Origin of the sequence: Paenibacillus puldeungensis (assembly GCF_042678945.1) — a bacterium.
Taxonomy (GTDB): Bacteria; Bacillota; Bacilli; order Paenibacillales; family Paenibacillaceae; genus Fontibacillus; species Fontibacillus puldeungensis.
The window spans coordinates 81662-103090 of sequence record NZ_JBHTLM010000016.1 but is presented as its reverse complement, the minus strand read 5'-3'; the positions used below and the strand labels follow the sequence as shown (position 1 = coordinate 103090).

The 21429-nt window shown below is 45.8% G+C and carries 23 protein-coding genes; 15 read left to right on the top strand and 8 right to left on the bottom strand.

The features are described from left to right. Positions 1-13 precede the first annotated feature (13 nt). Complete coding sequence (locus ACFQ3W_RS19350) at positions 14-874, bottom strand: DegV family protein (RefSeq protein WP_379320873.1); 861 nt, start codon at positions 872-874, stop codon at positions 14-16. 154 nt (positions 875-1028) lie between these two features. Further along, the gene (locus ACFQ3W_RS19345) at positions 1029-1439 is read right to left on the bottom strand and encodes a hypothetical protein (RefSeq protein ID WP_379320872.1); all 411 of its coding nucleotides are present in this window, start codon (positions 1437-1439) and stop codon (positions 1029-1031) included. A gap of 229 nt (positions 1440-1668) precedes the next feature. Here ACFQ3W_RS19345 and ACFQ3W_RS19340 point away from each other — a divergent pair, with 229 nt between their 5' ends. After that, complete coding sequence (locus tag ACFQ3W_RS19340; protein ID WP_379320871.1) at positions 1669-2049, top strand: DUF423 domain-containing protein; 381 nt, start codon at positions 1669-1671, stop codon at positions 2047-2049. 79 nt (positions 2050-2128) lie between these two features. On the opposite strand, the gene ACFQ3W_RS19335 is transcribed toward ACFQ3W_RS19340, so the two are convergent. After that, complete coding sequence (locus ACFQ3W_RS19335) at positions 2129-2692, bottom strand: hypothetical protein (RefSeq protein WP_379320870.1); 564 nt, start codon at positions 2690-2692, stop codon at positions 2129-2131. 284 nt (positions 2693-2976) lie between these two features. Between ACFQ3W_RS19335 and ACFQ3W_RS19330 the strand changes: the two genes are divergently transcribed. The 6 genes from ACFQ3W_RS19330 (at position 2977) to sufB (ending at position 8951) form a co-directional block, all read left to right on the top strand. Next, on the top strand, positions 2977-3459 hold the full coding sequence (locus ACFQ3W_RS19330; RefSeq protein ID WP_379320869.1) for a Dps family protein: 483 nt from the start codon (positions 2977-2979) through the stop codon (positions 3457-3459). 334 nt (positions 3460-3793) lie between these two features. Then, positions 3794-4576 carry a Fe-S cluster assembly ATPase SufC gene (sufC, locus tag ACFQ3W_RS19325; protein ID WP_379320868.1) on the top strand — a complete coding sequence of 261 codons (783 nt, stop codon included), beginning with the start codon at positions 3794-3796 and terminating at the stop codon, positions 4574-4576. Between the two features lie 18 nt (positions 4577-4594). Further along, entirely contained in the window at positions 4595-5896 is a 1302-nt protein-coding gene (gene sufD / locus ACFQ3W_RS19320; RefSeq protein WP_379320867.1) for a Fe-S cluster assembly protein SufD, read from the top strand. After that, complete coding sequence (locus ACFQ3W_RS19315; RefSeq protein ID WP_379320866.1) at positions 5893-7107, top strand: cysteine desulfurase; 1215 nt, start codon at positions 5893-5895, stop codon at positions 7105-7107. Before sufD ends, ACFQ3W_RS19315 begins: the two co-directional genes overlap by 4 nt. Beyond that, positions 7107-7529 (top strand): Fe-S cluster assembly sulfur transfer protein SufU, encoded by a 423-nt coding sequence (gene sufU, locus ACFQ3W_RS19310; protein ID WP_379320865.1) that lies wholly within the window; start codon positions 7107-7109, stop codon positions 7527-7529. Before ACFQ3W_RS19315 ends, sufU begins: the two co-directional genes overlap by 1 nt. 24 nt (positions 7530-7553) lie before the next feature. Then, positions 7554-8951 carry a Fe-S cluster assembly protein SufB gene (gene sufB / locus ACFQ3W_RS19305; protein WP_379320864.1) on the top strand — a complete coding sequence of 466 codons (1398 nt, stop codon included), beginning with the start codon at positions 7554-7556 and terminating at the stop codon, positions 8949-8951. 98 nt (positions 8952-9049) lie between these two features. Here sufB and ACFQ3W_RS19300 read toward each other — a convergent pair whose 3' ends face one another. Both ACFQ3W_RS19300 and ACFQ3W_RS19295 read right to left on the bottom strand, forming a co-directional pair. Beyond that, positions 9050-9616: an NADPH-dependent FMN reductase gene (locus ACFQ3W_RS19300; RefSeq protein WP_379320863.1), complete on the bottom strand. Its 567-nt coding sequence runs from the start codon at positions 9614-9616 to the stop codon at positions 9050-9052. Between the two features lie 9 nt (positions 9617-9625). After that, on the bottom strand, positions 9626-10684 hold the full coding sequence (locus ACFQ3W_RS19295) for an LLM class flavin-dependent oxidoreductase (RefSeq protein WP_379320890.1): 1059 nt from the start codon (positions 10682-10684) through the stop codon (positions 9626-9628). A 137-nt stretch (positions 10685-10821) separates the two neighbouring features. Between ACFQ3W_RS19295 and ACFQ3W_RS19290 the strand changes: the two genes are divergently transcribed. Beyond that, positions 10822-11166, top strand: a complete 345-nt coding sequence (locus ACFQ3W_RS19290) for a winged helix-turn-helix transcriptional regulator (protein ID WP_379320862.1) — start codon at positions 10822-10824, stop codon at positions 11164-11166. Here ACFQ3W_RS19290 and ACFQ3W_RS19285 read toward each other — a convergent pair whose 3' ends face one another. The 3 genes from ACFQ3W_RS19285 to moaD form a co-directional block, all read right to left on the bottom strand. Then, complete coding sequence (locus ACFQ3W_RS19285) at positions 11167-11505, bottom strand: L,D-transpeptidase (RefSeq protein WP_379320861.1); 339 nt, start codon at positions 11503-11505, stop codon at positions 11167-11169. It lies immediately after the preceding gene. Positions 11506-11649: 144 nt separating this feature from the next. Further along, positions 11650-12696, bottom strand: coding sequence for an HD-GYP domain-containing protein (locus ACFQ3W_RS19280; RefSeq protein WP_379320889.1), 1047 nt, complete (start codon positions 12694-12696; stop codon positions 11650-11652). A gap of 90 nt (positions 12697-12786) precedes the next feature. Then, positions 12787-13533 (bottom strand): molybdopterin converting factor subunit 1, encoded by a 747-nt coding sequence (gene moaD / locus ACFQ3W_RS19275; protein ID WP_379320860.1) that lies wholly within the window; start codon positions 13531-13533, stop codon positions 12787-12789. 140 nt (positions 13534-13673) lie between these two features. Here moaD and ACFQ3W_RS19270 point away from each other — a divergent pair, with 140 nt between their 5' ends. The 7 genes from ACFQ3W_RS19270 to ACFQ3W_RS19240 all read left to right on the top strand — a co-directional run bounded on the left by ACFQ3W_RS19270 (position 13674) and on the right by ACFQ3W_RS19240 (position 21369). After that, positions 13674-15122 carry a bifunctional metallophosphatase/5'-nucleotidase gene (locus ACFQ3W_RS19270; RefSeq protein ID WP_379320888.1) on the top strand — a complete coding sequence of 483 codons (1449 nt, stop codon included), beginning with the start codon at positions 13674-13676 and terminating at the stop codon, positions 15120-15122. A gap of 26 nt (positions 15123-15148) precedes the next feature. Then, entirely contained in the window at positions 15149-15982 is an 834-nt protein-coding gene (locus ACFQ3W_RS19265; protein ID WP_379320859.1) for an undecaprenyl-diphosphate phosphatase, read from the top strand. A gap of 85 nt (positions 15983-16067) precedes the next feature. Continuing rightward, on the top strand, positions 16068-17168 hold the full coding sequence (locus ACFQ3W_RS19260; RefSeq protein WP_379320858.1) for an HD-GYP domain-containing protein: 1101 nt from the start codon (positions 16068-16070) through the stop codon (positions 17166-17168). After that, entirely contained in the window at positions 17165-18307 is a 1143-nt protein-coding gene (gene yfkAB / locus ACFQ3W_RS19255) for a radical SAM/CxCxxxxC motif protein YfkAB (protein WP_379320857.1), read from the top strand. Before ACFQ3W_RS19260 ends, yfkAB begins: the two co-directional genes overlap by 4 nt. 16 nt (positions 18308-18323) lie before the next feature. Then, entirely contained in the window at positions 18324-19685 is a 1362-nt protein-coding gene (locus ACFQ3W_RS19250; protein WP_379320856.1) for a hemolysin family protein, read from the top strand. Between the two features lie 386 nt (positions 19686-20071). After that, positions 20072-20413 (top strand): PadR family transcriptional regulator, encoded by a 342-nt coding sequence (locus ACFQ3W_RS19245; protein ID WP_379320855.1) that lies wholly within the window; start codon positions 20072-20074, stop codon positions 20411-20413. Beyond that, positions 20410-21369, top strand: coding sequence for a permease prefix domain 1-containing protein (locus ACFQ3W_RS19240; RefSeq protein ID WP_379320854.1), 960 nt, complete (start codon positions 20410-20412; stop codon positions 21367-21369). Before ACFQ3W_RS19245 ends, ACFQ3W_RS19240 begins: the two co-directional genes overlap by 4 nt. Positions 21370-21429: the final 60 nt, after the last annotated feature.

Sequence of the window (21429 nt, the reverse complement as noted above, 5' to 3'; positions counted from 1 at the left end):
ATCCGGCCTACCGTTAATGTGCCGGATTTTTTCTAGTGTACATAATGGCTACCGTATGTGGTCCACAATGACTCGAAATGACACAACCCGCTTCCGTTACAGCGACTTCCCGCACCCCGGTTTGCTCCCTCAAAATCGCAGCTAGCTTCAAAGCTTCCTCTTCGGCCAGCGTATGGGCAACAAGCACCAAATCATCATCCATATTGTCCCGATCGGCCAAGGCATTGTCCAGCATCTGCTGCACGGCTTTTTCTTTTTTGCCGCGTATTTTGTAGGCCGGAATGATGTTTCCATCGACTAACTTCAGAACGGGTCTGATTTGGAGAAGGCTACCGATGAAATTTTGCATTCCTGAGCATCGCCCGCCTTTATACAAGTATTCCAGCGTATCGATGACGAATTGGGTTTCCACCAGCGGACGGCAGCGCTCCAGCATGGCGACGATTTCGTCAAGCGTGTCTCCCTTTTCCGCTGCTTTGGCAGCTTTCATAACCAGCAGGCCAATCCCACTGCATAACGTATAGGAATCGAAGACGTGTATACGACCCTCCGGGAACTCTTCGGCAGCAATTTTTGCATTTTGATATGTAGATGAGAGCTTGGAGGAGAGACTGATGTATACGATGTCTTGCCCACGTTCGATATAAGGGCCAAAAGCATCCATAAAGTCTTTAGGCGATGGGGCGGTCGTTTTCGGCAGATTTCCTTCAGCTTCTACACGTTTATAAATATCGGTTGGAACAATATCAACGCCATCTCTAAATGTCTCGTTGCCAAATACAACGTAAAGTGGGACGATTCCGATATCGTAACGGCTGAGCCATTCCGCGGGCAGATCTGAAGTACTGTCTGCGAATATTTTCACTTTAGCCATAAGCATCTCCTTGGTTTAGTTAATTCGGTTACGAACACAATCTATACCATTTTATCAAAAACTATGAGAATAGGAAAAGCCCCCGTATTCACGCAAGGCTGATTAAGCATAGCGCGGCGGGGGCATTACGTCTTATAAAAAGCTATATAATAGCTTAGTTTATACTACTGCCGATGGCAAACAATACGATAAGCACCAAGATAGGCAGTACAGAAAAGATCGTACCGAGAATAGCGAACACCTTTTTGCGATTTTTCAGGGCCATGCCGATAATACCCAAAATAAGCGCGATCAGGTTGAGTAACCCGGACCCCATAAATAATACAACGCCGCCAATCGCCCCGGGTCGCTGCATAATATCCTCTGCAATAATGGTGGTTGGCTGATCTACCAGATCAATAATGCTGGAGGTGATCATTACGATGGAGGTGATGTAACCGATAATCGTAAGTAGACTTACGATAAAGGAAGCGATGCCTGGACCTGAAAACTTGCGTGGAACGCTTTGTCCAGGGTCTGCAGCATAGGTTGGAACCTGGTTTTGCTCCATTTGGTTATAATCCATGAATATAGTCTCCTTTTAGTCCTTTTAACCTTGTAATCCCATTCTCGTTTAATTTTTCACAAATCTCGTGAAAAATCAAGGATAAATTTGACATTGGGCTTGTTTTATGAATCGAAATCAGCCCGTAGGAAAAAACAGCCGACTAAGGTATGATGATATTTGAGTGTAAGCTTAGGACGATCCACGACCTACATAAGATGGAAGAAAAATAGAAAAGGGGGACAAAGTAATGCAGCGAAAATATGCCGGCATCGGAGCTATTGTCATGCTTCTCGCCGTTTCGCTCGGCGCGTTCGGCGCTCACATTTTAGAGCCGGTGATTGGTGAGTCCGCAATTCGCACTTATGAAACCGGTGTTCATTACCAGATGATTCATGGGATCGCCATTATTTTGGTGGCACTATCGGCTGGGCTATGGGGAGAATCCCGTCAACTGCAATGGGCTAACCGATTGTTCCTGATTGGCATCGTTTTGTTTTCGGGAAGCTTGTATGGACTGGCCGCGCTCGATTGGACCTGGCTTGGCCCAGTAACGCCGCTTGGGGGAATATCCTTCATCGCCGGGTGGCTGCTACTTGCGCTAACCGTATGGCGAAATAAAGAAAAGTAAAGTTGATGCTGCAAATAGAACGGCCGGATCAACTCCTTTGGTATAAAGGGGTGATGATCCGGCCGTTTTTGCTTCATTATTACGTATCTAAAAAATCAATAATTTCACTAAGGTTTAAAGTGTAAACCTGTTTTTCATCTACGTGATAGACGTTCAAAGCAGCGTTCTCCGGAAGGAAGTTTAATATCCGGCAAGGAATGTTGATCCGGCTGCCGTTTCGATGAATGTACAAGCGAACAAGCTTATTTCCCGTAATATAGTTCTGAATCCATGACTGAAAGTTTTCACTTGAAGCGAAGTCTTTAAAGCTGCCGGAAACTTCTTGTTTGGCTTGGGCTTTAGGCTTTGCCTCCGGTTCGGCTTGCTTCTTATCGTTCCCCGTAGGCGCCTTAGCAGGTTCTGTTTTACCTAATCTTTTGTAGGTTTTGGAAATAAAGGTCTGCTTTCTGCTCTCCAACAACGCATCGATGATTTCCCCAAGCTCGATCCCAGAATTAATCCGGTAATCGATGATGCTGCTTCCATTGTTCAGCAGTTCGAGCAGTGATTGAAGGGCCAGAGCATTCGACTGGTTCTTCACCAAAATTTCTACGTTGAACAAATAACCCAGTTCTTCTTTTTGCTTTCCCGTATGATTATCCATATGTCCCCCAAAACCCGTTCGGTATAGAAGCATGTTGTATTTCAAAAGAGTACTTCTCAGTATATAATGATAGCTCGAAAATTGGTAAAAAACTACTGACTATTGTTGGGAAATAAAAGAAACACGGAATTCGCTTATTTCTCATATGAATTTTAAAAAAAGAAGGTTGATATATGATTCACAATCTCGCAACTTGGTTAAATCACTATTATGACATGAATCCGCTGTAATAGCCTCGGGTCTTCCTGAGGATATCTATACTACTTATAAAGGATGGATCGATTATGGCAAAAGCAGATTCAAAAGCAGCGAATAAAGCGAACAAAACGAGTAAATCTGGATTGGAGAAAGTATTAAACGAGCAAGTTGCCAATCTGAATGTACTGTACGTTAAGCTTCATAACTATCACTGGTATGTCAAAGGCGGTAATTTCTTCATCCTGCATGCAAAATTTGAGGAATTGTATAATGAAGTTACCGAACAGATGGACGCTATTGCAGAACGCATGTTGACCCTGAAGTGGAATCCTGCCGCTACGTTGAAGAGCTACCTGGATATTGCCACCATTCAAGAAGCAAGCGGAAAAGAAGAGCCAACAACGATGGTACAAAACTTGGTGGAAGATTTTGCGACCCTGTCCGAGTCGTATCAAGAAGGCATCGATCTTGCTGAAAAAACAGGGGACGTTGTGACCGGCGATTTGCTGACGGGCTTTAAAGGCGATTTGGAAAAACATATGTGGATGCTTCGCTCTTATTTAGGTTAACAAGCTTACAAACGAAATGAATGACTAATATAGAATGCTATCTTTCGAAAAGGGCTTGGCCAAAAAGTAGTGGGCCAGGTCTTTTTCTATGCTCCTGATAAAGGCATTCAAGTTTTGTCAGTGACAAACTATACAGCTGTTTGGTTATATCTGCCATCATCCATTGATTATGCATAAAAAGTAGGTTAGAATGTAATGAGAATCATTGAGAATCAATGATTATCACTTAGAATAATTATAATGTGATAATCGCTATGTTATAATAGCAAAAATAAAGGGCGGCGTCCCTGAATACATTTACGTTAATTTTTGATGGACGGAAGGAGTAAAAAAAATGGCTACACATTTCGTTGTTGAAGGACTAAAAACGACAATCGAGGATAAGGAGATTCTGAAAGGAATCGACCTTGAAATAAAGGGCGGAGAAATCCATGCCATCATGGGACCTAACGGTACGGGGAAAAGTACGTTAGCCTCTGCTCTAATGGGACATCCGAAATATGAAGTGACAGACGGCAAAGTCACGCTGAACGGCGAAGACGTACTTGAAATGAGCGTGGACGAGCGGGCTCGCGCCGGTTTGTTCCTGGCTATGCAGTATCCTAGCGAAATCGCTGGCGTGACGAACTCGGACTTCCTGCGTAGCGCAATTAACGCTCGCCGTGGCGAAGGGAACGAGCTGTCCTTGATAAAATTCATTCGCCAGATGGAAGCGAAGATGAAAGAACTCGAAATGAATCCGGAATTTGCTCATCGCTATTTGAATGAAGGATTCTCTGGCGGCGAGAAGAAGAGAAACGAGATATTGCAAATGCTTATGCTGGAACCGAAGATTGTCATTCTTGACGAGATCGACTCCGGCCTTGACATCGACGCGCTGCGGATCGTAGCGAATGGTGTAAATACTATGCGCGACGAGGATCGCGGTTTCCTGATCATCACTCACTACCAACGCTTGCTAAACTACATTAAGCCAGATTTTGTCCATGTAATGATGCAAGGTCGTATCGTAAAATCCGGAGGTCCGGAGCTTGCCGAACGTTTGGAGGAGGAAGGATACGATTGGGTTAAAGAAGAACTTGGCATCGTGGACGAAACGATCGGTCAAGAAGCCTAAGCGGAAGGAGGAGTAGACATGACAACACAAACCGTTCTTCCGGTAGAAGGGGATCAACTAAAATCTATTTCAGTTCATCGTGGTGAGCCGGATTGGTTAACAGAAAGTAGAATTCAAGCGCTCCAGCTTGCGGGCGAGTTGAATTTACCTAAATTAGAGAAGACGAGACTGGATCGTTGGGATCTTAGCAGCTTTGGCAGTCTGCGTGAAGCACGGAAAGAAATCGCGCAGCAGATTCCGGACAATGTTGCTTCGATCGTTGAATTGAAAGAGAATAGCAATTTACTCGTACAACACAACTCGGATGCGGTATTTACGCGACTTTCACCTGAACTCTCCGCCCAAGGTGTCATTTTCACCGACCTTGAAACTGCTGCCCGAGAGCACGGCGACTTGGTGAAAGGGTACCTGAACACCGTGGTGAAGCCGGATGAAAACCAGCTTACCGCACTTCACTCAGCTTTATGGAGCGGCGGGGTATTCCTATATGTTCCGAAAAACGTAGTTATCGACACACCGCTGCAAAGCATTTTCCTGCTGGACGATTCAAATGTCACTTTTGCTCCGCATGTGTTGATCGTGGCGGAAGCAAACAGCAAGGTAGCTTATGTTGACAACTACATTTCTACGCATGCTGGTGGAACAATCATTCATAATGGGGCTGCTGAAGTCATTGTCAAGCCGGGGGCTAAAGTTCTATTTGCCTCTGTTCATGATTTGAATGAGCACACGACCGATTTGTCGTACCGGCGAGCTATTGTTGAGAATGACGGCAGCATCGAGTGGATCGTTGGCGAGATGAATGACGGCGATTCCATGAGTGAGACGCTATCGATTTTGAAGGGGAACGGTTCGTCCTCTGACGCGAAAGTAATTGCGGTTGGGTCGGGTACGCAGAAGTTGAATTACACGACGAAAGCAATCCATTACGGCAAGAGCTCAACGAGTCATATGATTACCCGTGCTGTAATGCGTGAAAATGCAACGGGGATTATCAATGGCATCACGAAAATCGAGAAGGGCGCGACCAAGGCAGATGGCCAGCAAACGGAAAAAGTGCTGATGCTTAGCCCGAAGGCGCGTGGGGATGCCAATCCGATTCTTCTCATTGATGAGGATGATGTATCAGCTGGGCATGCTGCTTCCGTTGGCCAGGTGAACCCGGAGCAAATCTACTATTTGATGTCTCGGGGGATTACCCGAGCCGAAGCGGAACGCTTGATCATTTACGGCTTTCTGGCCCCAGTAGTGTCAGATATTCCACTTGAGCCGGTGCAGCAGTTGCTGCAAGGCTTGGTAGAAAGGAAGTTGGGACAATGAATGCGCTAGAGCTCAAGAAGCAGTTCCCTATATTGCAACAAGAAATTAATGGGCATCCCTTAGTTTATTTGGATAGTGCGGCAACCTCGCAAAAGCCGGTCGCTGTACTTGATGCTCTTAAGCACTTTTATGAATGGGATAATGCCAACGTGCACCGCGGCGTTCATACATTGGGGAGTCGGGCGACGGATGCCTATGAGGGCGCTCGCGACAAAGTCGCCCGCTTCATCGGTGCTGCACGCCGGGAAGAGATTATTTTTACCCGTGGGACGACCGCGTCTTTAAACTTGATCGCCTCATCATACGGCTTTGGAGTCATCGAAGAAGGCGATGAAATTGTTATTACACCGATGGAACATCATAGCAACCTGATTCCTTGGCAGCAACTTGCACTGAAGAAGAAGGCTGTTTTGAAATACATTTCGCTTCACCCGGACGGCAACATCGATATGGAGGATGCAGAGAAGACGATTACAGACAAGACGAAAATCGTGGCAACATCCTATGTATCCAATGTTCTTGGTGTGGTAAATCCCGTGAAGCAGCTTGCAGAACTTGCACATTGGCATGGGGCTGTCATGGTTGTTGACGGTGCCCAAAGCACGCCGCATATGAAAGTGGATGTACGGGACCTGGATTGCGACTTTTACGCTTTTTCCGGTCACAAGATGTGCGCTCCAACCGGGATTGGAGTACTATATGGTAAGAAGCATCTGCTGGAATCGATGGAGCCTATTGAATACGGCGGCGAAATGATCGACGATGTTGGTCTGTATGAATCGAGCTGGAAGGAACTCCCGTGGAAATTCGAGGGAGGGACGCCAATTATCGCTGGGGCTGTCGGACTGGCTGCAGCCATCGATTTTCTGGAAAGTATCGGGATGGACGAAATTCACCGGCATGAGACGCAACTCGCCGCTTATGCAATGAGCCGCCTCTCCGAAATCGAAGGTGTGACTCTTTACGGACCACGTGAACGTAAAGTTGGGCTGATCACCTTCAATTTGCAGGATGTGCATCCTCATGATGTAGCGACAGTACTGGATGCGTCCGGTATAGCGATTCGGGCGGGCCATCATTGCTGCCAGCCGCTGATGCGCTGGCTGAAAGCGAGCGCAACGGCAAGAGCCAGCCTGTACCTTTACAATACGGAGCAGGATATCGACCGATTGGCGGACGCTTTAATCCAAACAAAGGAGTATTTTGGGTAATGCAACTGGACGATTTGTACCGCCGAGTCATTATGGATCATTATAAAAATCCGCGTAATCGGGGAAAGTTTGATCATGAAGCCGTTACGGTTGAGCTAAACAATCCAACCTGCGGCGACAAAATCTCCCTGCAGCTTATTATTGAAGAAAACATTGTGAAAGACGCCCGGTTTACCGGGGAAGGTTGTTCTATCAGCATGTCCTCTGCTTCAATGATGACGGAGGCCGTCAAAGGTCATACTTTAGATGAAGCTAAAGATATAGCCGGACGTTTTTCCCGGCTGATGATGGGTGAACATGTAGAATTTGATGATTATGAAGATCTCGAGGCCTTATCTGGCGTTAATAAATTTCCTGCCCGTATCAAATGCGCCACATTAGCTTGGAACGCATTGAAGAAGGGAATTCAAGATGAATCGTAATACAATTTAAGGAGGTAGCCTGAGATGGCCAAGAAAGCACCCGAATTGGAAGAATATAAATATGGCTTCCGGGATGAGCACAAGGCGATATTTCAATCGGGAAAAGGTTTAACCCGTGAAATCGTGACGGAGATTTCCCGGATTAAGAACGAACCGGAATGGATGTTGAATTTTCGGCTTAAATCGCTTGAACAATTCGAAAAGATGGCACTGCCTCGTTGGGGTGGCAATCTAGATGAGCTTGATTTTGACGACATTCAATATTATGTAAGACCTTCGGAAAAGCAAGGGAAAACTTGGGAAGAGGTACCTACCGAAATCAAGGAAACCTTTGATAAGCTCGGAATTCCGGAAGCAGAGCAGAAGTTCCTTGCTGGGGTATCGGCACAGTACGAATCTGAGGTTGTTTACCACAGCATTCAGAAAGACCTCGAGGATCAAGGTGTAATTTTCATGGATACGGACTCTGCGCTGCGTGAGTATCCGGAGTTGTTCCGCGAATATTTCGGTACCGTTGTTCCGCCGGCTGACAATAAATTTGCAGCCTTGAACAGTGCCGTATGGTCTGGAGGCAGCTTTATTTATGTACCGAAAGGCGTGAAATGCGAAGTACCGCTGCAGGCTTATTTCCGAATCAATTCGGAAAATATGGGACAATTTGAACGGACGCTCATCATTGCCGACGAAGGTAGCTTCGTTCACTATACAGAAGGTTGTACGGCTCCGATTTACAGTACAAATTCGCTGCATAGTGCGGTTGTAGAAATTATCGTGAAGAAAGATGCACGTGTGCGTTATACTACGATTCAGAACTGGGCGCCGAACATCTATAACCTTGTAACGAAACGTGCGGTTGCCGAAGAAAATGCGACGATGGAATGGGTCGACGGGAACATCGGCTCCAAGCTGACGATGAAGTACCCAGCCGTTGTGCTTAAAGGCCGCGGTGCGAAAGGCAGTGTGCTGTCCATCGCCGTAGCCGGCAAAGGCCAACTCCAAGATGCCGGTGCCAAAATGATTCACCTCGCCCCGGATACGACCTCAACAATTATCTCGAAGTCGATCAGCAAGCATGGGGGCAAAGTCACTTACCGCGGTTTGGCTTCCTTTGGACGCCAGGCAGATGGGGCTAAATCCAACATTAAATGCGATACGCTGATTCTTGATAACGAATCGACCTCGGATACGATTCCATACAATGAGATCATGAACGATAACGTTACTCTGGAGCATGAAGCAACCGTGTCCAAGGTGTCTGAGGAGCAGCTGTTCTACTTGATGAGCCGCGGCCTAACCGAAGAAGAAGCTACGCAGATGATCGTTATGGGCTTTATCGAGCCGTTCACCAAGGAGCTGCCGATGGAGTATGCCGTGGAAATGAATCGGTTGATCAAGTTCGAAATGGAAGGATCTATCGGATAACAAAGAAAAAAACTGATAACTAAGGGCCTCATGCATCCGGTAAGGATTTCATGAGGCCCATTTTTTATTACCAAATAATAATTCCAATATAATGCGGTTTAAAAATCATATTTAGCATCTCTTTCTTCCCGTAGTGCTGTATAGGTTTTTGTCAATAAAATAGTATCCTCAACTAACCGTTCAATGCGGAAGAAAATATCGTCATTTACAATTTCCTTCTGATGGAAATCCTTTTCTTCAATAAATACATAAGATTGGACAATTTGCGCTTTCATATAAGCTAGGATTGGCTTTAATTGCTGTTCTGCCACTAAATAATGTTTTGGTGAACCCGCTGTAACAAGCATGCCGGCCACTTTATCGCGAAATGCGTTGACTGGCAATAAATCGAAAATATTTTTTAATGTTGCAGGGATCGAGGCTTGAAAAATGGGGGTGCCAAAAATAATTGCATCTGCTTCCATAATTGTTTTTGTTACATAGCCTGTATCCCCATCATATTCCAGAAAATTACGCCCATCACTAAACTGCAGATGATAATCTGCTAAATCAATGAGAGTAAATTCGACTTCTGGATATTTCTCAGCGATTTCTTTAGATAAGTAGTTCATTGCAGTTCTAGTTTTTGAACCGACAATTGAACCGGACAAGCCTACGATTTTCATGGTTTCCTCCTAATTTTTTGCTGTATATTTTCTGATAGCCGGTAAAATTTGCTCTCCGATGATTTCAATGTTCTTCACCAATTTATCAAATGGCATTCCACCGAAATCCATTTGTGCGAGATAACGCTGATGACCGAAAAGTTCATGCTGATACAATATTTTTTCAATGATTTCCTGTGGGCTCCCTACATTAATAACACTGCGTTTGTCAACAGCTTGAGCAAATGCTTGTTTTGGAAAGCCTTGACCGTTTGTTAGCTTCATTCCTTCATTGATGTGAGGATACATTTCTCTTAAAGCCTCTTGTGTGGTTTCAGCTGCATAGAAAAAGCCAGTTGTTCCAACCGGTAAAGCGGCTGGATCAAAGCCGTTGTTTTGGGCAGCTTCTCTGTAAGCATCAATTGTTGTCTTAAAGTGACTAGCTGCTCCTCCTAAGGCAGCAAGCATCATGGGAACACCCGCATAACCTGCCTTCATTGCACTTGCAGGGGTTCCACCGACCGCACGCCAAATGGGGAGTGATGCGTTTTTAGGTCGTGGTAATACTTTTGCACTCGTTAAAGGCTCACGGAATTGTCCCTTCCAATCAATCACTTCTTCTTTATTAATCTGAAGTAATAAGTTGAATTTCTCTTCAAATAATGCTTCATAATCCCGCACATTATAGCCTAACAAATCATAAAGTCCTACACGTGATGCACGTCCAGCAATAATTTCAGCTCGTCCATTGGAAATTAAGTCAATCGTTGCGAAGTCTTCATACACTCGAACCGGATCAGACGTACTGATGATCGTAGAAGAACTTCCGATTTTCATATTTTTAGTTGCTTGGGCGATCGCTGATAATACGACTGTGTGAGCTTGGGTGGCGAAATATTCCTGGTGGCTTTCCCCTACAGCAAAAAAGTCAATACCGGCCTGCTCCGCCAGCTTGGCTAATTCAATGATTTCATGAATTCGTTGCTTGGCAGAAATCCGTTCTCCCGTATAAGGATTTGGGAGGTGGTCACCTAATGTATAAAGACCGAATTCAAGACCCTTGCTTTGGTCTATTCGATATTCTTGCATATTTACTTCAACCTTCCTTATATAGTTGCTTCTATTTTTTAATTCTACAATTTTAGTATTACTCATAAGCACCTATTTCGGAAGTACGCACTTCAAAGTGGTATAGTATAGTAAAGGATACTATGGAGGTCATATAGATGGAATTGGAGCCGGATTTATGCAGTGTAAGTGATGCTTTAGAGATATTAGTTGGAAAGTGGAAGCCAATAATTTTATTGCACTTAATAAAGAAGAGTCCACTAAGATTTAGTGAACTAAAACAGAGGATACCTGGAATTACTCAAAAGATGTTGACAAGCCAGTTGAGGGAATTAGAAGAGGAGGATATTATTCAGCGTGTCGTTTATCCAGTTGTTCCTCCTAAAGTTGAATATTCCATTACTGAATATGGTAAGAGTCTTGAGCCAATTTTAAACGCGATGCATGAGTGGGGGACTAAACACACTTTGCATAAGAAGCAGAAATTGAAACAAGAGTTTTAACTAGTTTCGAATGGTGACCCTGGTTCCGATGGGAACAAGACGCGACAAGGCAATGACGTCCTGGTTGTACATTCGGATACAGCCATGGGAAACCTGTTTTCCGATCGAGGAGGGATTGTTGGTTCCGTGAATGCCGTAGTGCGGCCTTGATAGCCCCATCCAAAACGCCCCAAAAGGGCCTCCAGGATTGGGGACCTTATTGATAATGGAGTATTCCCCTTGGGGAGTCAGTGTTAGCATGGTTCCGATACCCACCGGAAAGCCTCTGACGACTATATTGTTATCGAGCAGGTACAGCATACGATCAGATAAATCAACTATAATTCGGTAGTTAGGCATAACCTGATCAGCCTCCATTTTTTGTCTTATAGTCTATGACAAATGGGCTGGAGTTGTTTGGGCACAAAAAACTCGCCTTCAAGAGGTTGAAGGCGAGAAATTTGTCCTATTCGCTTAGTGAAATCCATGATTAAATAGTGATTATTACAAATAAACTTCTGCAATCAAGGTTTGACGCTCTTTGGACAAATCAATAAAACGAGCATCGGTTTGTACAAGTGGACGGAAGAAGTCCAACTGATTCGTCATCACGATCGATCCAACTTCACCTGAGTTAAGCAGTACCTTTTTGCCGATGAAGTTTGGCAGCATGTGATTGATGAGTGCCTGTGTCGGCTCAGGGTTCAGTTTTCCGAAGCTAAGCGTGTTAAGCTCTTGAAGTACGGCTAGTAGCTCCTGTTTTGATTGGTATACCCGGTTCGAGGTCATGGCCGTGTAGACGTCAGCAACCGCGGCAATTTTAGCGAAGGGGTGTATCTCTCTGTCCCGGAGGCCGTCCGGATAGCCACTACCGTCCTCACGTTCATGATGCTGTAAGGCGACTAGCGCGGTGAGTTCATCTCCGGTTGAGTTCATGATGATATCGTAACCGTAAATCGTATGTTTTTTCACTTCTTCGAACTCTTCTGATGTTAGTTTACCTGGCTTAGACAAAATTTCATGAGGAATTTTGCACTTTCCGATATCGATCAAATAGCCGGCTTTCCCCGCTTTATAGGCTTCTTCTTTTGGATAACCAAGCCAAGAGGCTATATAATAAGAAAGCATGCCAACCTGCATGGAGTGATTGTAGGTGTAGTTGTCATCGTCGTTTAATAGGAGCAGCAGAGAAACGACGTCTTTTTGACCTACCAGTTGACTGACCATTGGCTCTAATAGCTGATCTACCTTGGTGTCGTTAAATGTACCGCTCGATAGCGCTTCCAGAAAAATTTCCTCGAATCCGTCTATAGCTTCGTCTAGGAACGGTTTCACTTTGTACGCAGGCAACTCGGGATCTGATAACGAAGGCTTGCTCTGAGGAACTAGCTTCGGTTCGATATCCACGTAGTCAGTACCATGCTGGATTAGCCTTACAATGGCGTCACTGGTCAAGTCCGTGCCTTTTTGCAAAACGAGTACACCAAAACGGTTGAAAATGTCCTCCTGAAGACGATCGCCGGGGTGAAGTTCCATGATATGTACTTTCAATGACGATGCCACCTCATAATCTCCTGATTTTCTTTAAATATAACAGGAAATAAATGGGGTGACAACGATATTTGTAGTTGTTTGCCGAACTTATTTGCTTTCCGAAGAAAAAGAACCGGGAACAGAAGGATTCCAGGGACCGAGACCATGTCCTTTCCATTCTGAGCCGTCTTCCCACATTTCTTTTTTCCAAATAGGGACTATTTGTTTAAGACGTTCGATAGCATATCTGCTCGCTTCATAGCAGCTGTCCCGGTGAGGAGAGGAGACGGCGATAACGACGCTAATCTCGGCGATTCCTACGTTACCTATTCGGTGGCAGATTGCACAGCACGACCCCGGCCACTGTTCACCGATTTCTGCACCGATCTGCCGAAGTTTGGCCAAAGCCATTGGAACATAGGCTTCGTATTCCAGGTGCACCGTTCGACGCCCATCCGTCCATTCTCGTGTCGTACCGGTAAAGGTTAGCGCAGCGCCATGAGCTGGGGTGATGACCTGGCGAGTGACCTCCTCAACGGAAATGGGATGGGTTGTAATGGTGTAAAGCTCATCTATGTTTGGATTCTCATCGTACTCGTCGGTCGGCTGTCCCCCGGAAACGGGCGGAATCAAAGCGACTTCGTCTTGTTCGGTGATCAGAACGTTTCCTGAAGCATACTCCTGATTTATAGCCACAAAGGAAACTGCGATGAGCTGGGCGGCGGATGGATATTCCTCAGCTAAAGCCTCTTTTAATTTATCGGCGGTTACCGTGTCGTGTGGATATGTGAAATTTAAGCTGGATGTGCCGATCCGGTCGGCTAGTCCAGCAAAAAGAGCGATTTTCAATATCATAACTATCTCCTTGGAATTGTTTGTTAGTAATATATCATTAAGACAAGACAATGATCAATTTTAAGGTATATAATACTATTTGAACTCTAAAATTTAGAATAGGCCGGTTTTTGCAGAAAAGGCAAGGGGGGCAATTCATGATGCCGGATATGAACCAGGAGATATTGACGATACTTTTTACAAACGACATACATAGTCATTTCGGCGCGATGGGACGCATCGCATCGATGATTGATGAATTGCGGGCCCAGGCTCCAGGCCCTACGCTTGTTCTCGATATCGGTGATCATATGGATCGGGCGGCGCCTGAGACGGAAGGAACGATGGGACAGGCCAACATCGATGTACTCAATTTGACAGAATACGATGCAGTTACTATCGGGAACAACGAGGGGCTGACTTTTACACCTGACTTGTTGAAAGAGGCTTACGGTGGACTCCGCAGTCCTGTCGTATGTGGGAACATTTTAGAAAAAAGGACGGGAGCCCTTCCCACATGGATGAGCCCACACTTGGTTGTGAACAAGGGCAGCTTTCGAGTTGGGCTCATTGGGGCGACTGCAGCCTTTGCGGATTTTTATGATCTGCTTGGCCTCATGGCATTAGATCCTCGAGAAACGATCGCGAAGTCTGTTCAGCAGCTTCGCAGCGAAGTGGATCTTATAGTGGTTATGTCACATCTGGGTCTGCCGATTGACAAGGAGCTTGCGGAGACCGTGCCGGGAATCGATCTCATCATTGGCGGACATACACACCATCTATTGGAGGAGCCCCTAGTTATCGGTTCAACGACGATAACTGCTGCGGGTAAATTCGGCCGTTACTTAGGGAAAATCGAAGTCTTTAGCAGACCTGACGTGGACCTTCCCTTCAGAATGAACGGGATATGTCTTCCTGTAGAGGAGGGGCCTGCTCTGGACAAAGTCCAGCAGGCGATTGAGCAGAGCAGGGAAACCGCAAAAGCTCAACTGAGCCGAGGGGTAGCCGTTACGGCAAAAGAGTTGTCGATTGATTATGCTTCAGAATCCCCTTTTGGCAACTTGCTGGCACAAGCGGTAAGAAGGTTTACGGGTAGTGACTTTTCGTTAGTAAACAGCGGTCAGTTATTAGCCGGTCTACCGGCGGGGGAAATCAGCTTGGGTATGCTGCACGAGCGCTGTCCATCGCCGATAAACCCTTGCCGAATGCGGGTAGAAGGTAAGGATATTCTCTATAGCCTCGAGGAATCACTTTTGGACGATGTGACGGAGAAGGTCATCTTCGGATTCGGATTTAGAGGGAAAGTGCTTGGGGGCATTTGTGTTGACGGTTTGGACATTATCTATGATCCAACAGCCCAGCCCTACCACCGGATTGTACAAGCGAGCATCTCAGGCACCCCGCTTTTGGAGGAGCAATCCTACGATGTCGGAACGCTCGATATGTTTTCGTTCGGCATCGGTTATGAGAGACTGAAAAATGGCAGTCACAAAGAGTTCATGCTGCCCGATTTTTTGCGGGATTTGCTCCGAATGGAGCTGCAAACAGCGGGGGCGGTCGAGAACTGCTTTACTCCTCGTTGGACTAAGATCAACACCAAGGAAGTATAGATGTCACACCAAATCAGGAGGATTGAATGAGTTTAATAGTTGCAGTTATTTTAGCGATCGTGGAAGGTTTGACGGAGTTTATTCCCGTGTCCTCGACAGGACATATGATTTTGACAGCCAAGCTGCTCGGTTATGATGATCAATCACCCGTAATGAAAACCTATGAAATCGTAATTCAGCTGGGTGCGATATTAGCAATCGCCTGGGTATACCGGGAGCGGATTTTGAACCTGCTTGGCTTAAACAAAAAAGTTACAGTAGTCAGCAAAAGCAAATATTTGCCGAATCGGCGTCTTGATTTGATCCATGTTATTTTAGGAATTATGCCAGCTTTGCTGGTAGGCTTCTTCTTCCGGGATTTCATCAAAGGATTGTTTAGTTCGCATACAGTGCTGTGGGCTTTGGTGGTCGGTGGCGTGTTTATGATTTTTGCCGAATGGTTCTCCAAAAATAAAGCGAACGTAACGGCGGAGGACATCGACCAACTGAGCTACAAGCAGGCGCTTCTTATCGGCTTGTACCAGTGCATATCCGTATTGTGGCCGGGTTTCTCACGTTCCGGTTCGACGATTGCCGGGGGGATGCTCAGCGGGGCCAGCTATAAGGCTTCGGCGGATTTCTCCTTCCTCATTGCCGTTCCAATTATGTGCGCCGTTTCAGGGTATGAGATGCTGGATTCTTTTCGGTATTTGACCTCCGGGACAATAGGCTATTTCCTGATAGGCTTTGTCATTGCTTTTATCGTCGCGTATATCGTTGTTTTGGCTTTCTTGAAGTTGATTCAGAAAATTCAGCTGCGCCATTTTGCATACTATAGATTTATCCTTGCTGCTTTATTCTGGATATTTATTATGCGTTAAGCGTGACCTTACGAAAAAATAGTTTATCCTTAATAAGCTGCAATCCCAATACTATGGAAAATTTACTGAGATGGAAGTGGATTGTTTGCGGTTAATACCTATCGGATCTCTGCGAGCCGGAATGAAATTAGGAAAAAAGATTTATAATGAGGACGGTATTATTCTCCTGTCCGAAAATGCGGAATTAACCGATGCGATTATTCGGCGGTTAAAGCATCACGGCTTGGAGTTCGTGTATATTGCCGATGCTCGTACAGATGACATTGTCGTTCAAGAAATGATCGAGGAAGAGACGCAGCGACGTGCGCTGGGAGAGATTCGAACGAATTTTCGCAAGCTATCAGGGCCTACGATTAAGGGGATGGTCTATCCTTATTTGGGCAAAACCTTCGCGAGTGTAGTCGAGTCGATTTTGGACGATCTTAGCTCTCGGGACGATGCGATGATCATGATGATGAACATTAACAGCATGGACCATTATCTGTATCGCCATTCTTTGAACGTATGCGTCTATACGTTGTTACTGGGGCAAATTCATGGCTACAACAAAGAAGAACTGACATTGCTTGGTTTAGGCGCCTTGCTGCATGATATAGGGAAAACGAAGCTTCCGTTAGAGCTACTTAACAAGCCCTCAAGTTTAACCGCTGAGGAATTTGAGCAAATCAAGCAGCATCCTGAGATTGGTTTCAAGATGCTTAAGGATGAGCCGGGAATTCCCTTGCTCTCTGCACATTGCGCTTACCAGCATCATGAGAAAATAGACGGTAGTGGTTATCCTCGGGGCATTCGTGACGATGAAATCCATGAATTTGCCAAGTGGATTGCCATCACAGATGCATATGATGCAATGACGACGCACCGCGTCTATCATTCGCCGATGCTGCCGCATCAAGCCCTGGAGGTTCTATACACCGGATGCGGGCACTGGTACGAGAAGTCGAAGCTGGAGTTGTTTCGCGACCGGGTAGCCATTTATCCTATGGGCATGACGGTAAAATTAAGTACCGGTGAGGTTGGCGTGGTAGCCAAGATTCACGGGCATATGCCGCAGAGACCCGTCGTGCGCGTGTTGACCGATCCTACGGGTGTAGACTTAAAATCTCCTTATGAAATAGATTTATCGGTCATTCATTCTGTCGTCGTTACTGAGGTGGATGGCCTGGAAACGGTGGTGAACTCTTGAAAAAATGGCCCAACGAGAACAAGGGTGCCGAAGATCGGCTCATAAGTCCGGCTTATGACCCGTGGGACCCTATGCAATCGCTTCGCCAATTTGGTCGGCATAGGCTGACCAGCGTAGAGATGACAATAACGAATTTGTGCAACATGCGCTGTGAGCATTGTGCGGTTGGTGACAGTCTTGTGATGACTGAACCGGAGCAGTTGCCTCTTTCGATGATTCTGAACATGCTGGATCAAGTCGAGCATTTGCAAACGATCAGTATTACAGGGGGCGAGCCTACGTTTCGGAAACGGACCGTAGAGGAAAAAATCATCCCGATCCTGAAGTATGCAAAGGAACGAGGGGTTCGTTCACAAATCAATTCGAACTTGACGTTGGATTATAATCGCTACGAGCCGCTGCTTCCTTATTTGGATGTGATGCATATTTCCTTTAACTATACGAATGAAGCGGATTTTCATGAAGTTGGATTCGCCCGAAGTGGTCATCCCGTAAAACGTGAAGCGACTGCGAGGCTGTATCAGGCGATGATGGAAAATACGCGAAGGCTTAGTGAGGCAGGCATGTTCATATCCGCCGAAACGATGATCAATTATAGAACACATGAGAAGCTTCAGGAAATCCACCAGTTGATCGTCGAAATGGGCTGCCAAAGACATGAGGTTCATCCGATGTATGCGGCTGATTTTGCCGAGCATCTGCCGGTATTATCGCTGGATGACATGCGCAGGGCGATACATCATCTGCTCGATACGCGCGATTCCTCCATTTGGATGCTGTTCGGGACATTGCCGTTCTTTGCATGCAACTCCGATCAGGAAGATATTTCTTTGCTCCGCCGTCTTCGCAAGGAGCCTAATGTGACGGTTCGCAATGACCCGGACGGACGAAATCGAGTAAATGTAAACCTGTTTACAGGAGATGTGTTCGTAACGGATTTCGCTGCGATTCCAGCCTTCGGAAATGTACAGAAGGACCGACTCGACGACATTTTCGAAAAGTGGCAAATGGAGCATCCGCTGAATCAAACTGTAAATTGTTACTGCGACATCGCCAATTGCTGCGGGCCGAATCTGCTCGTTGCCGATATGTATTATAAGGATATTGATTTTAAAACTCGCCAAGCAATAACCACATAGAAAAGAGGCGTTTTTTGTGCCACTTGACGGTCACACTGAGTTTGAAGTAGGCAAATTGCTCTTTAATTTAGTCATTGTATTCGTCCTAGTATTTCTAAACGGCTTTTTTGTTGCTGCCGAGTTTTCGCTCGTGAAGGTTCGGCAATCCAGGCTCACCCAGCTGGCACGGGAAGGAAACCGTCGCGCCAGCTACGCACTGAGGGTGAACAAAAAGCTGGATACCTATTTATCAGCCACTCAGCTAGGCATTACCCTGGCTTCCCTTGGCCTAGGCTGGGTCGGGGAGCCGGCCGTATCCGAATTGCTGATCGAGCCCCTCATGCATCAATTAGGTGTATCGGATTCGAGATTGATCTCCACGATATCGGTGGTCGTCGGTTTTTCGATCATTACGTTCTTGCACATTGTAGTGGGAGAGCTGGCGCCTAAATCCTTGGCGATTCAGAAAACGGAGGAAGCCTCGTTATGGCTGTCTGCGCCGCTCCTTATGTTCTATAAAGTGTTCAAGCCTGTCATCTGGCTGCTGAATACGGCGGCGAACGGGGCACTTCATCTCATCGGGATTGAACCTGCCAGTGAAAGCGAAGCGGCCCACTCCGAGGAGGAAATTCGTATCCTCATGAATCAGAGCGCCAAGAGCGGCGTTATTGATAAAGACGAAATGAAGCTGATGGACAATATTTTCGATTTCTCCGACATGCTTGCCAGAGAGGTCATGCTCCCCCGTACGGACATGGATTGCTTGTTTACAAATCTCAGCTGGGAAGAAAATATGAAAATCGTGACGGAAACGAAGCATTCCCGTTATCCCGTTGCGGTGGAGGATAAGGACCAGATTATCGGTTTTGTACATATTACGGACCTGCTGCTGCCGGAACCTGAGCACTCGGAAAATTTAGCGGAGATGGTCCGTCCAATTCTTAATGTGCCGGAGTCCATGGAGGTTAGTCACGTTCTGCGCTTGATGCAGAAGAAGCACTCTCAGCTAACCCTCGTTGTAGATGAATATGGCGGAACGGCAGGGCTTTTGACCGCTGAGGACATTTTAGAGGAAATCGTCGGGGATCTGCATGATGAGTTTGAGGATGAGCGGCCCGAGGTGGAAAAACTGGCGGAAGGTGCCTATTCGGTGGATGGTCGGCTGCTGATTGAGGATGTGAACGATTTGATCGGCAGCACGATTGAGGACGAAGAGGTCGATTCCATCGGGGGCTGGCTGTTCAAGGAACTGGAAGGTGCCCCGGCGAAAGGGAAAAAGGTCCAGGTTGGAAGCTTCTTGTTCGAGGTTGAGGAATCCGGGCGCTTGCGGATTACTCGCGTGAAAGTATCCAAGCTGCCTAATCAGCCGGCCGAAGGGGAAGAAGAGGCTAAGGAGTAACTCGGGCAGCAGTGCCGTCGCCGTTACCGTGGTGCTGTTATGCTGTGGCTGAATGTGTAGCGGTTAGTCGTTACGAGTATCCTTTAATGAACCTCAGCGACGCTATTTGAAGGAAAATAGGACTTTTTAAAATCTAACGAATCTCAGAACCGTTATTTCTCACTTTTCAGGCCAATTAGCAGCTGATAAGACGAAATAGCACCTGTAGGATTCGTTAGATTTTTTTATGATCAATTTTCCGGGAAATAACGTCTGTTCGATTCGTCCATAACTCGGGATTCAAGTGCCTTTAAATATTTAAAACGATGGAATAAATTGACGATCGGTCTGCTTCTTGTTATTATATACTCTATAATGCGATGTATTATTCAATAGGAGGTTGAGAGATGGGGCTAGATAAGGAATTGTTGAAAGGGTACATGGAGATTATTTTCCTTAGCCTTCTTCAAGAAAAACCGTTATACGGATATGAACTAGCCAAGAAAGCTCGTGAAATCAGCGGCGAGGTCTTTGACATTAAAGAAGCTACTCTCTATATGGCTTTAAAGCGTTTAGAGCAGCGAGGGCTACTGAAATCTTACTGGGGGGACCCGGATGAAGGTTCGGCAGGACGACGTAAATATTACCACCTGACCGATGAAGGAATAACCCATCTTCAGAACGGTAAAAGAGACTGGGTAGCATTTAAACAAGTCATTGACCAATTTTTGGGAGGTGTTGGCGAATGAGTAGAGTTTCATTGACTTCGGAAACAAACCAAAAGATCGAGGTGTATATCGGCCAATTATGTCATGGGATGGTAGGAACCTCAAATGAAATCAACGAGTTCAGGGACGAGATGACTTCCAATTTACTTAGCAGCGTGGAGGAACTGGTCGGACAAGGAGAAACGGAAGAGCAAGCAGTTCGAATTGCGATTGACCGTTTCGGAGAGCTACGTTCTGTGAAGGAAGAATTGAAACAAATTTACAAAATCAGACATTCCTTCTCGGTGGGCATCTTAACTATGGCTTTGACGTTACTGGTGCTTGCCGTGCTCTCTTTTGGCGTGTTTATTGGCATATGGGATGAGTGGTTGTGTGATAAATATGCGAAAGATGCGTACCACCTGGTCAAAAAGGAAATCGCTGTATCTACTAATGAAACGGTATCCAAAAACCTGGATAATAAAATCGCGAAATGGGTAAAAGGCCATTGGGGCGTTAATGGGGTTGCGGTTGTTGCCTATGATGGTGCAGAATCAAAAGTTCAAATTCCGAGTAAAGTGATGTATGCCGTGGACAAAGATACGGAGCAGTATTTAATGCATTGGGCAAATTTAGTTCCTGATGATAGTACGTTCACAGGCATTTCTAAGAAGTCAACTTTTTTCATGTGGGAATATGTGAATTCTTACGGCCACCACCCTAATAGCGGCGATTATGATCCAAAGGAGTATCCCTTTATTGTCCATATTGCTATGAACTATTTTAACTATACGTTTTTCTATTCTTTTGGCTACTGCACGCTTGCCGGGTATTGGTTAATGTTTGCGTTATGGGCCAGCATGAATGTCTACTATGATGGACGGGGAAAAGTACACTGGATCATTATATTCGCTGCATTGAATATCGTGGGGTATTTGTTCTATTTACATGATAAAAAGAAAAGCTTGAGCCGGCAGAACCTCTGTGGAATGTTGTAGGATTAAAGATTTATCGACAAGCTGCCTGAATTTAGGCGGCTTGTTCGCATTTTTCGACGA

What these genes read in the sequence shown, in the direction of transcription:
- sufD (WP_379320867.1), top strand. Translation starts at nt 4,595, where the DNA reads ATGACAACACAAACCGTTCTTCCGGTAGAAGGGGATCAACTAAAATCT.
- sufB (WP_379320864.1), top strand. Translation starts at nt 7,554, where the DNA reads ATGGCCAAGAAAGCACCCGAATTGGAAGAATATAAATATGGCTTCCGG.
- ACFQ3W_RS19315 (WP_379320866.1), top strand. Translation starts at nt 5,893, where the DNA reads ATGAATGCGCTAGAGCTCAAGAAGCAGTTCCCTATATTGCAACAAGAA.
- ACFQ3W_RS19350 (WP_379320873.1), bottom strand. Translation starts at nt 874, where the DNA reads ATGGCTAAAGTGAAAATATTCGCAGACAGTACTTCAGATCTGCCCGCG.
- ACFQ3W_RS19265 (WP_379320859.1), top strand. Translation starts at nt 15,149, where the DNA reads ATGAGTTTAATAGTTGCAGTTATTTTAGCGATCGTGGAAGGTTTGACG.
- ACFQ3W_RS19285 (WP_379320861.1), bottom strand. Translation starts at nt 11,505, where the DNA reads ATGCCTAACTACCGAATTATAGTTGATTTATCTGATCGTATGCTGTAC.
- moaD (WP_379320860.1), bottom strand. Translation starts at nt 13,533, where the DNA reads ATGATATTGAAAATCGCTCTTTTTGCTGGACTAGCCGACCGGATCGGC.
- ACFQ3W_RS19245 (WP_379320855.1), top strand. Translation starts at nt 20,072, where the DNA reads ATGGGGCTAGATAAGGAATTGTTGAAAGGGTACATGGAGATTATTTTC.
- ACFQ3W_RS19300 (WP_379320863.1), bottom strand. Translation starts at nt 9,616, where the DNA reads ATGAAAATCGTAGGCTTGTCCGGTTCAATTGTCGGTTCAAAAACTAGA.
- sufU (WP_379320865.1), top strand. Translation starts at nt 7,107, where the DNA reads ATGCAACTGGACGATTTGTACCGCCGAGTCATTATGGATCATTATAAA.
- ACFQ3W_RS19335 (WP_379320870.1), bottom strand. Translation starts at nt 2,692, where the DNA reads ATGGATAATCATACGGGAAAGCAAAAAGAAGAACTGGGTTATTTGTTC.
- ACFQ3W_RS19240 (WP_379320854.1), top strand. Translation starts at nt 20,410, where the DNA reads ATGAGTAGAGTTTCATTGACTTCGGAAACAAACCAAAAGATCGAGGTG.
- ACFQ3W_RS19345 (WP_379320872.1), bottom strand. Translation starts at nt 1,439, where the DNA reads ATGGATTATAACCAAATGGAGCAAAACCAGGTTCCAACCTATGCTGCA.
- ACFQ3W_RS19270 (WP_379320888.1), top strand. Translation starts at nt 13,674, where the DNA reads ATGCCGGATATGAACCAGGAGATATTGACGATACTTTTTACAAACGAC.
- sufC (WP_379320868.1), top strand. Translation starts at nt 3,794, where the DNA reads ATGGCTACACATTTCGTTGTTGAAGGACTAAAAACGACAATCGAGGAT.
- ACFQ3W_RS19330 (WP_379320869.1), top strand. Translation starts at nt 2,977, where the DNA reads ATGGCAAAAGCAGATTCAAAAGCAGCGAATAAAGCGAACAAAACGAGT.
- ACFQ3W_RS19340 (WP_379320871.1), top strand. Translation starts at nt 1,669, where the DNA reads ATGCAGCGAAAATATGCCGGCATCGGAGCTATTGTCATGCTTCTCGCC.
- ACFQ3W_RS19295 (WP_379320890.1), bottom strand. Translation starts at nt 10,684, where the DNA reads ATGCAAGAATATCGAATAGACCAAAGCAAGGGTCTTGAATTCGGTCTT.
- ACFQ3W_RS19290 (WP_379320862.1), top strand. Translation starts at nt 10,822, where the DNA reads ATGGAATTGGAGCCGGATTTATGCAGTGTAAGTGATGCTTTAGAGATA.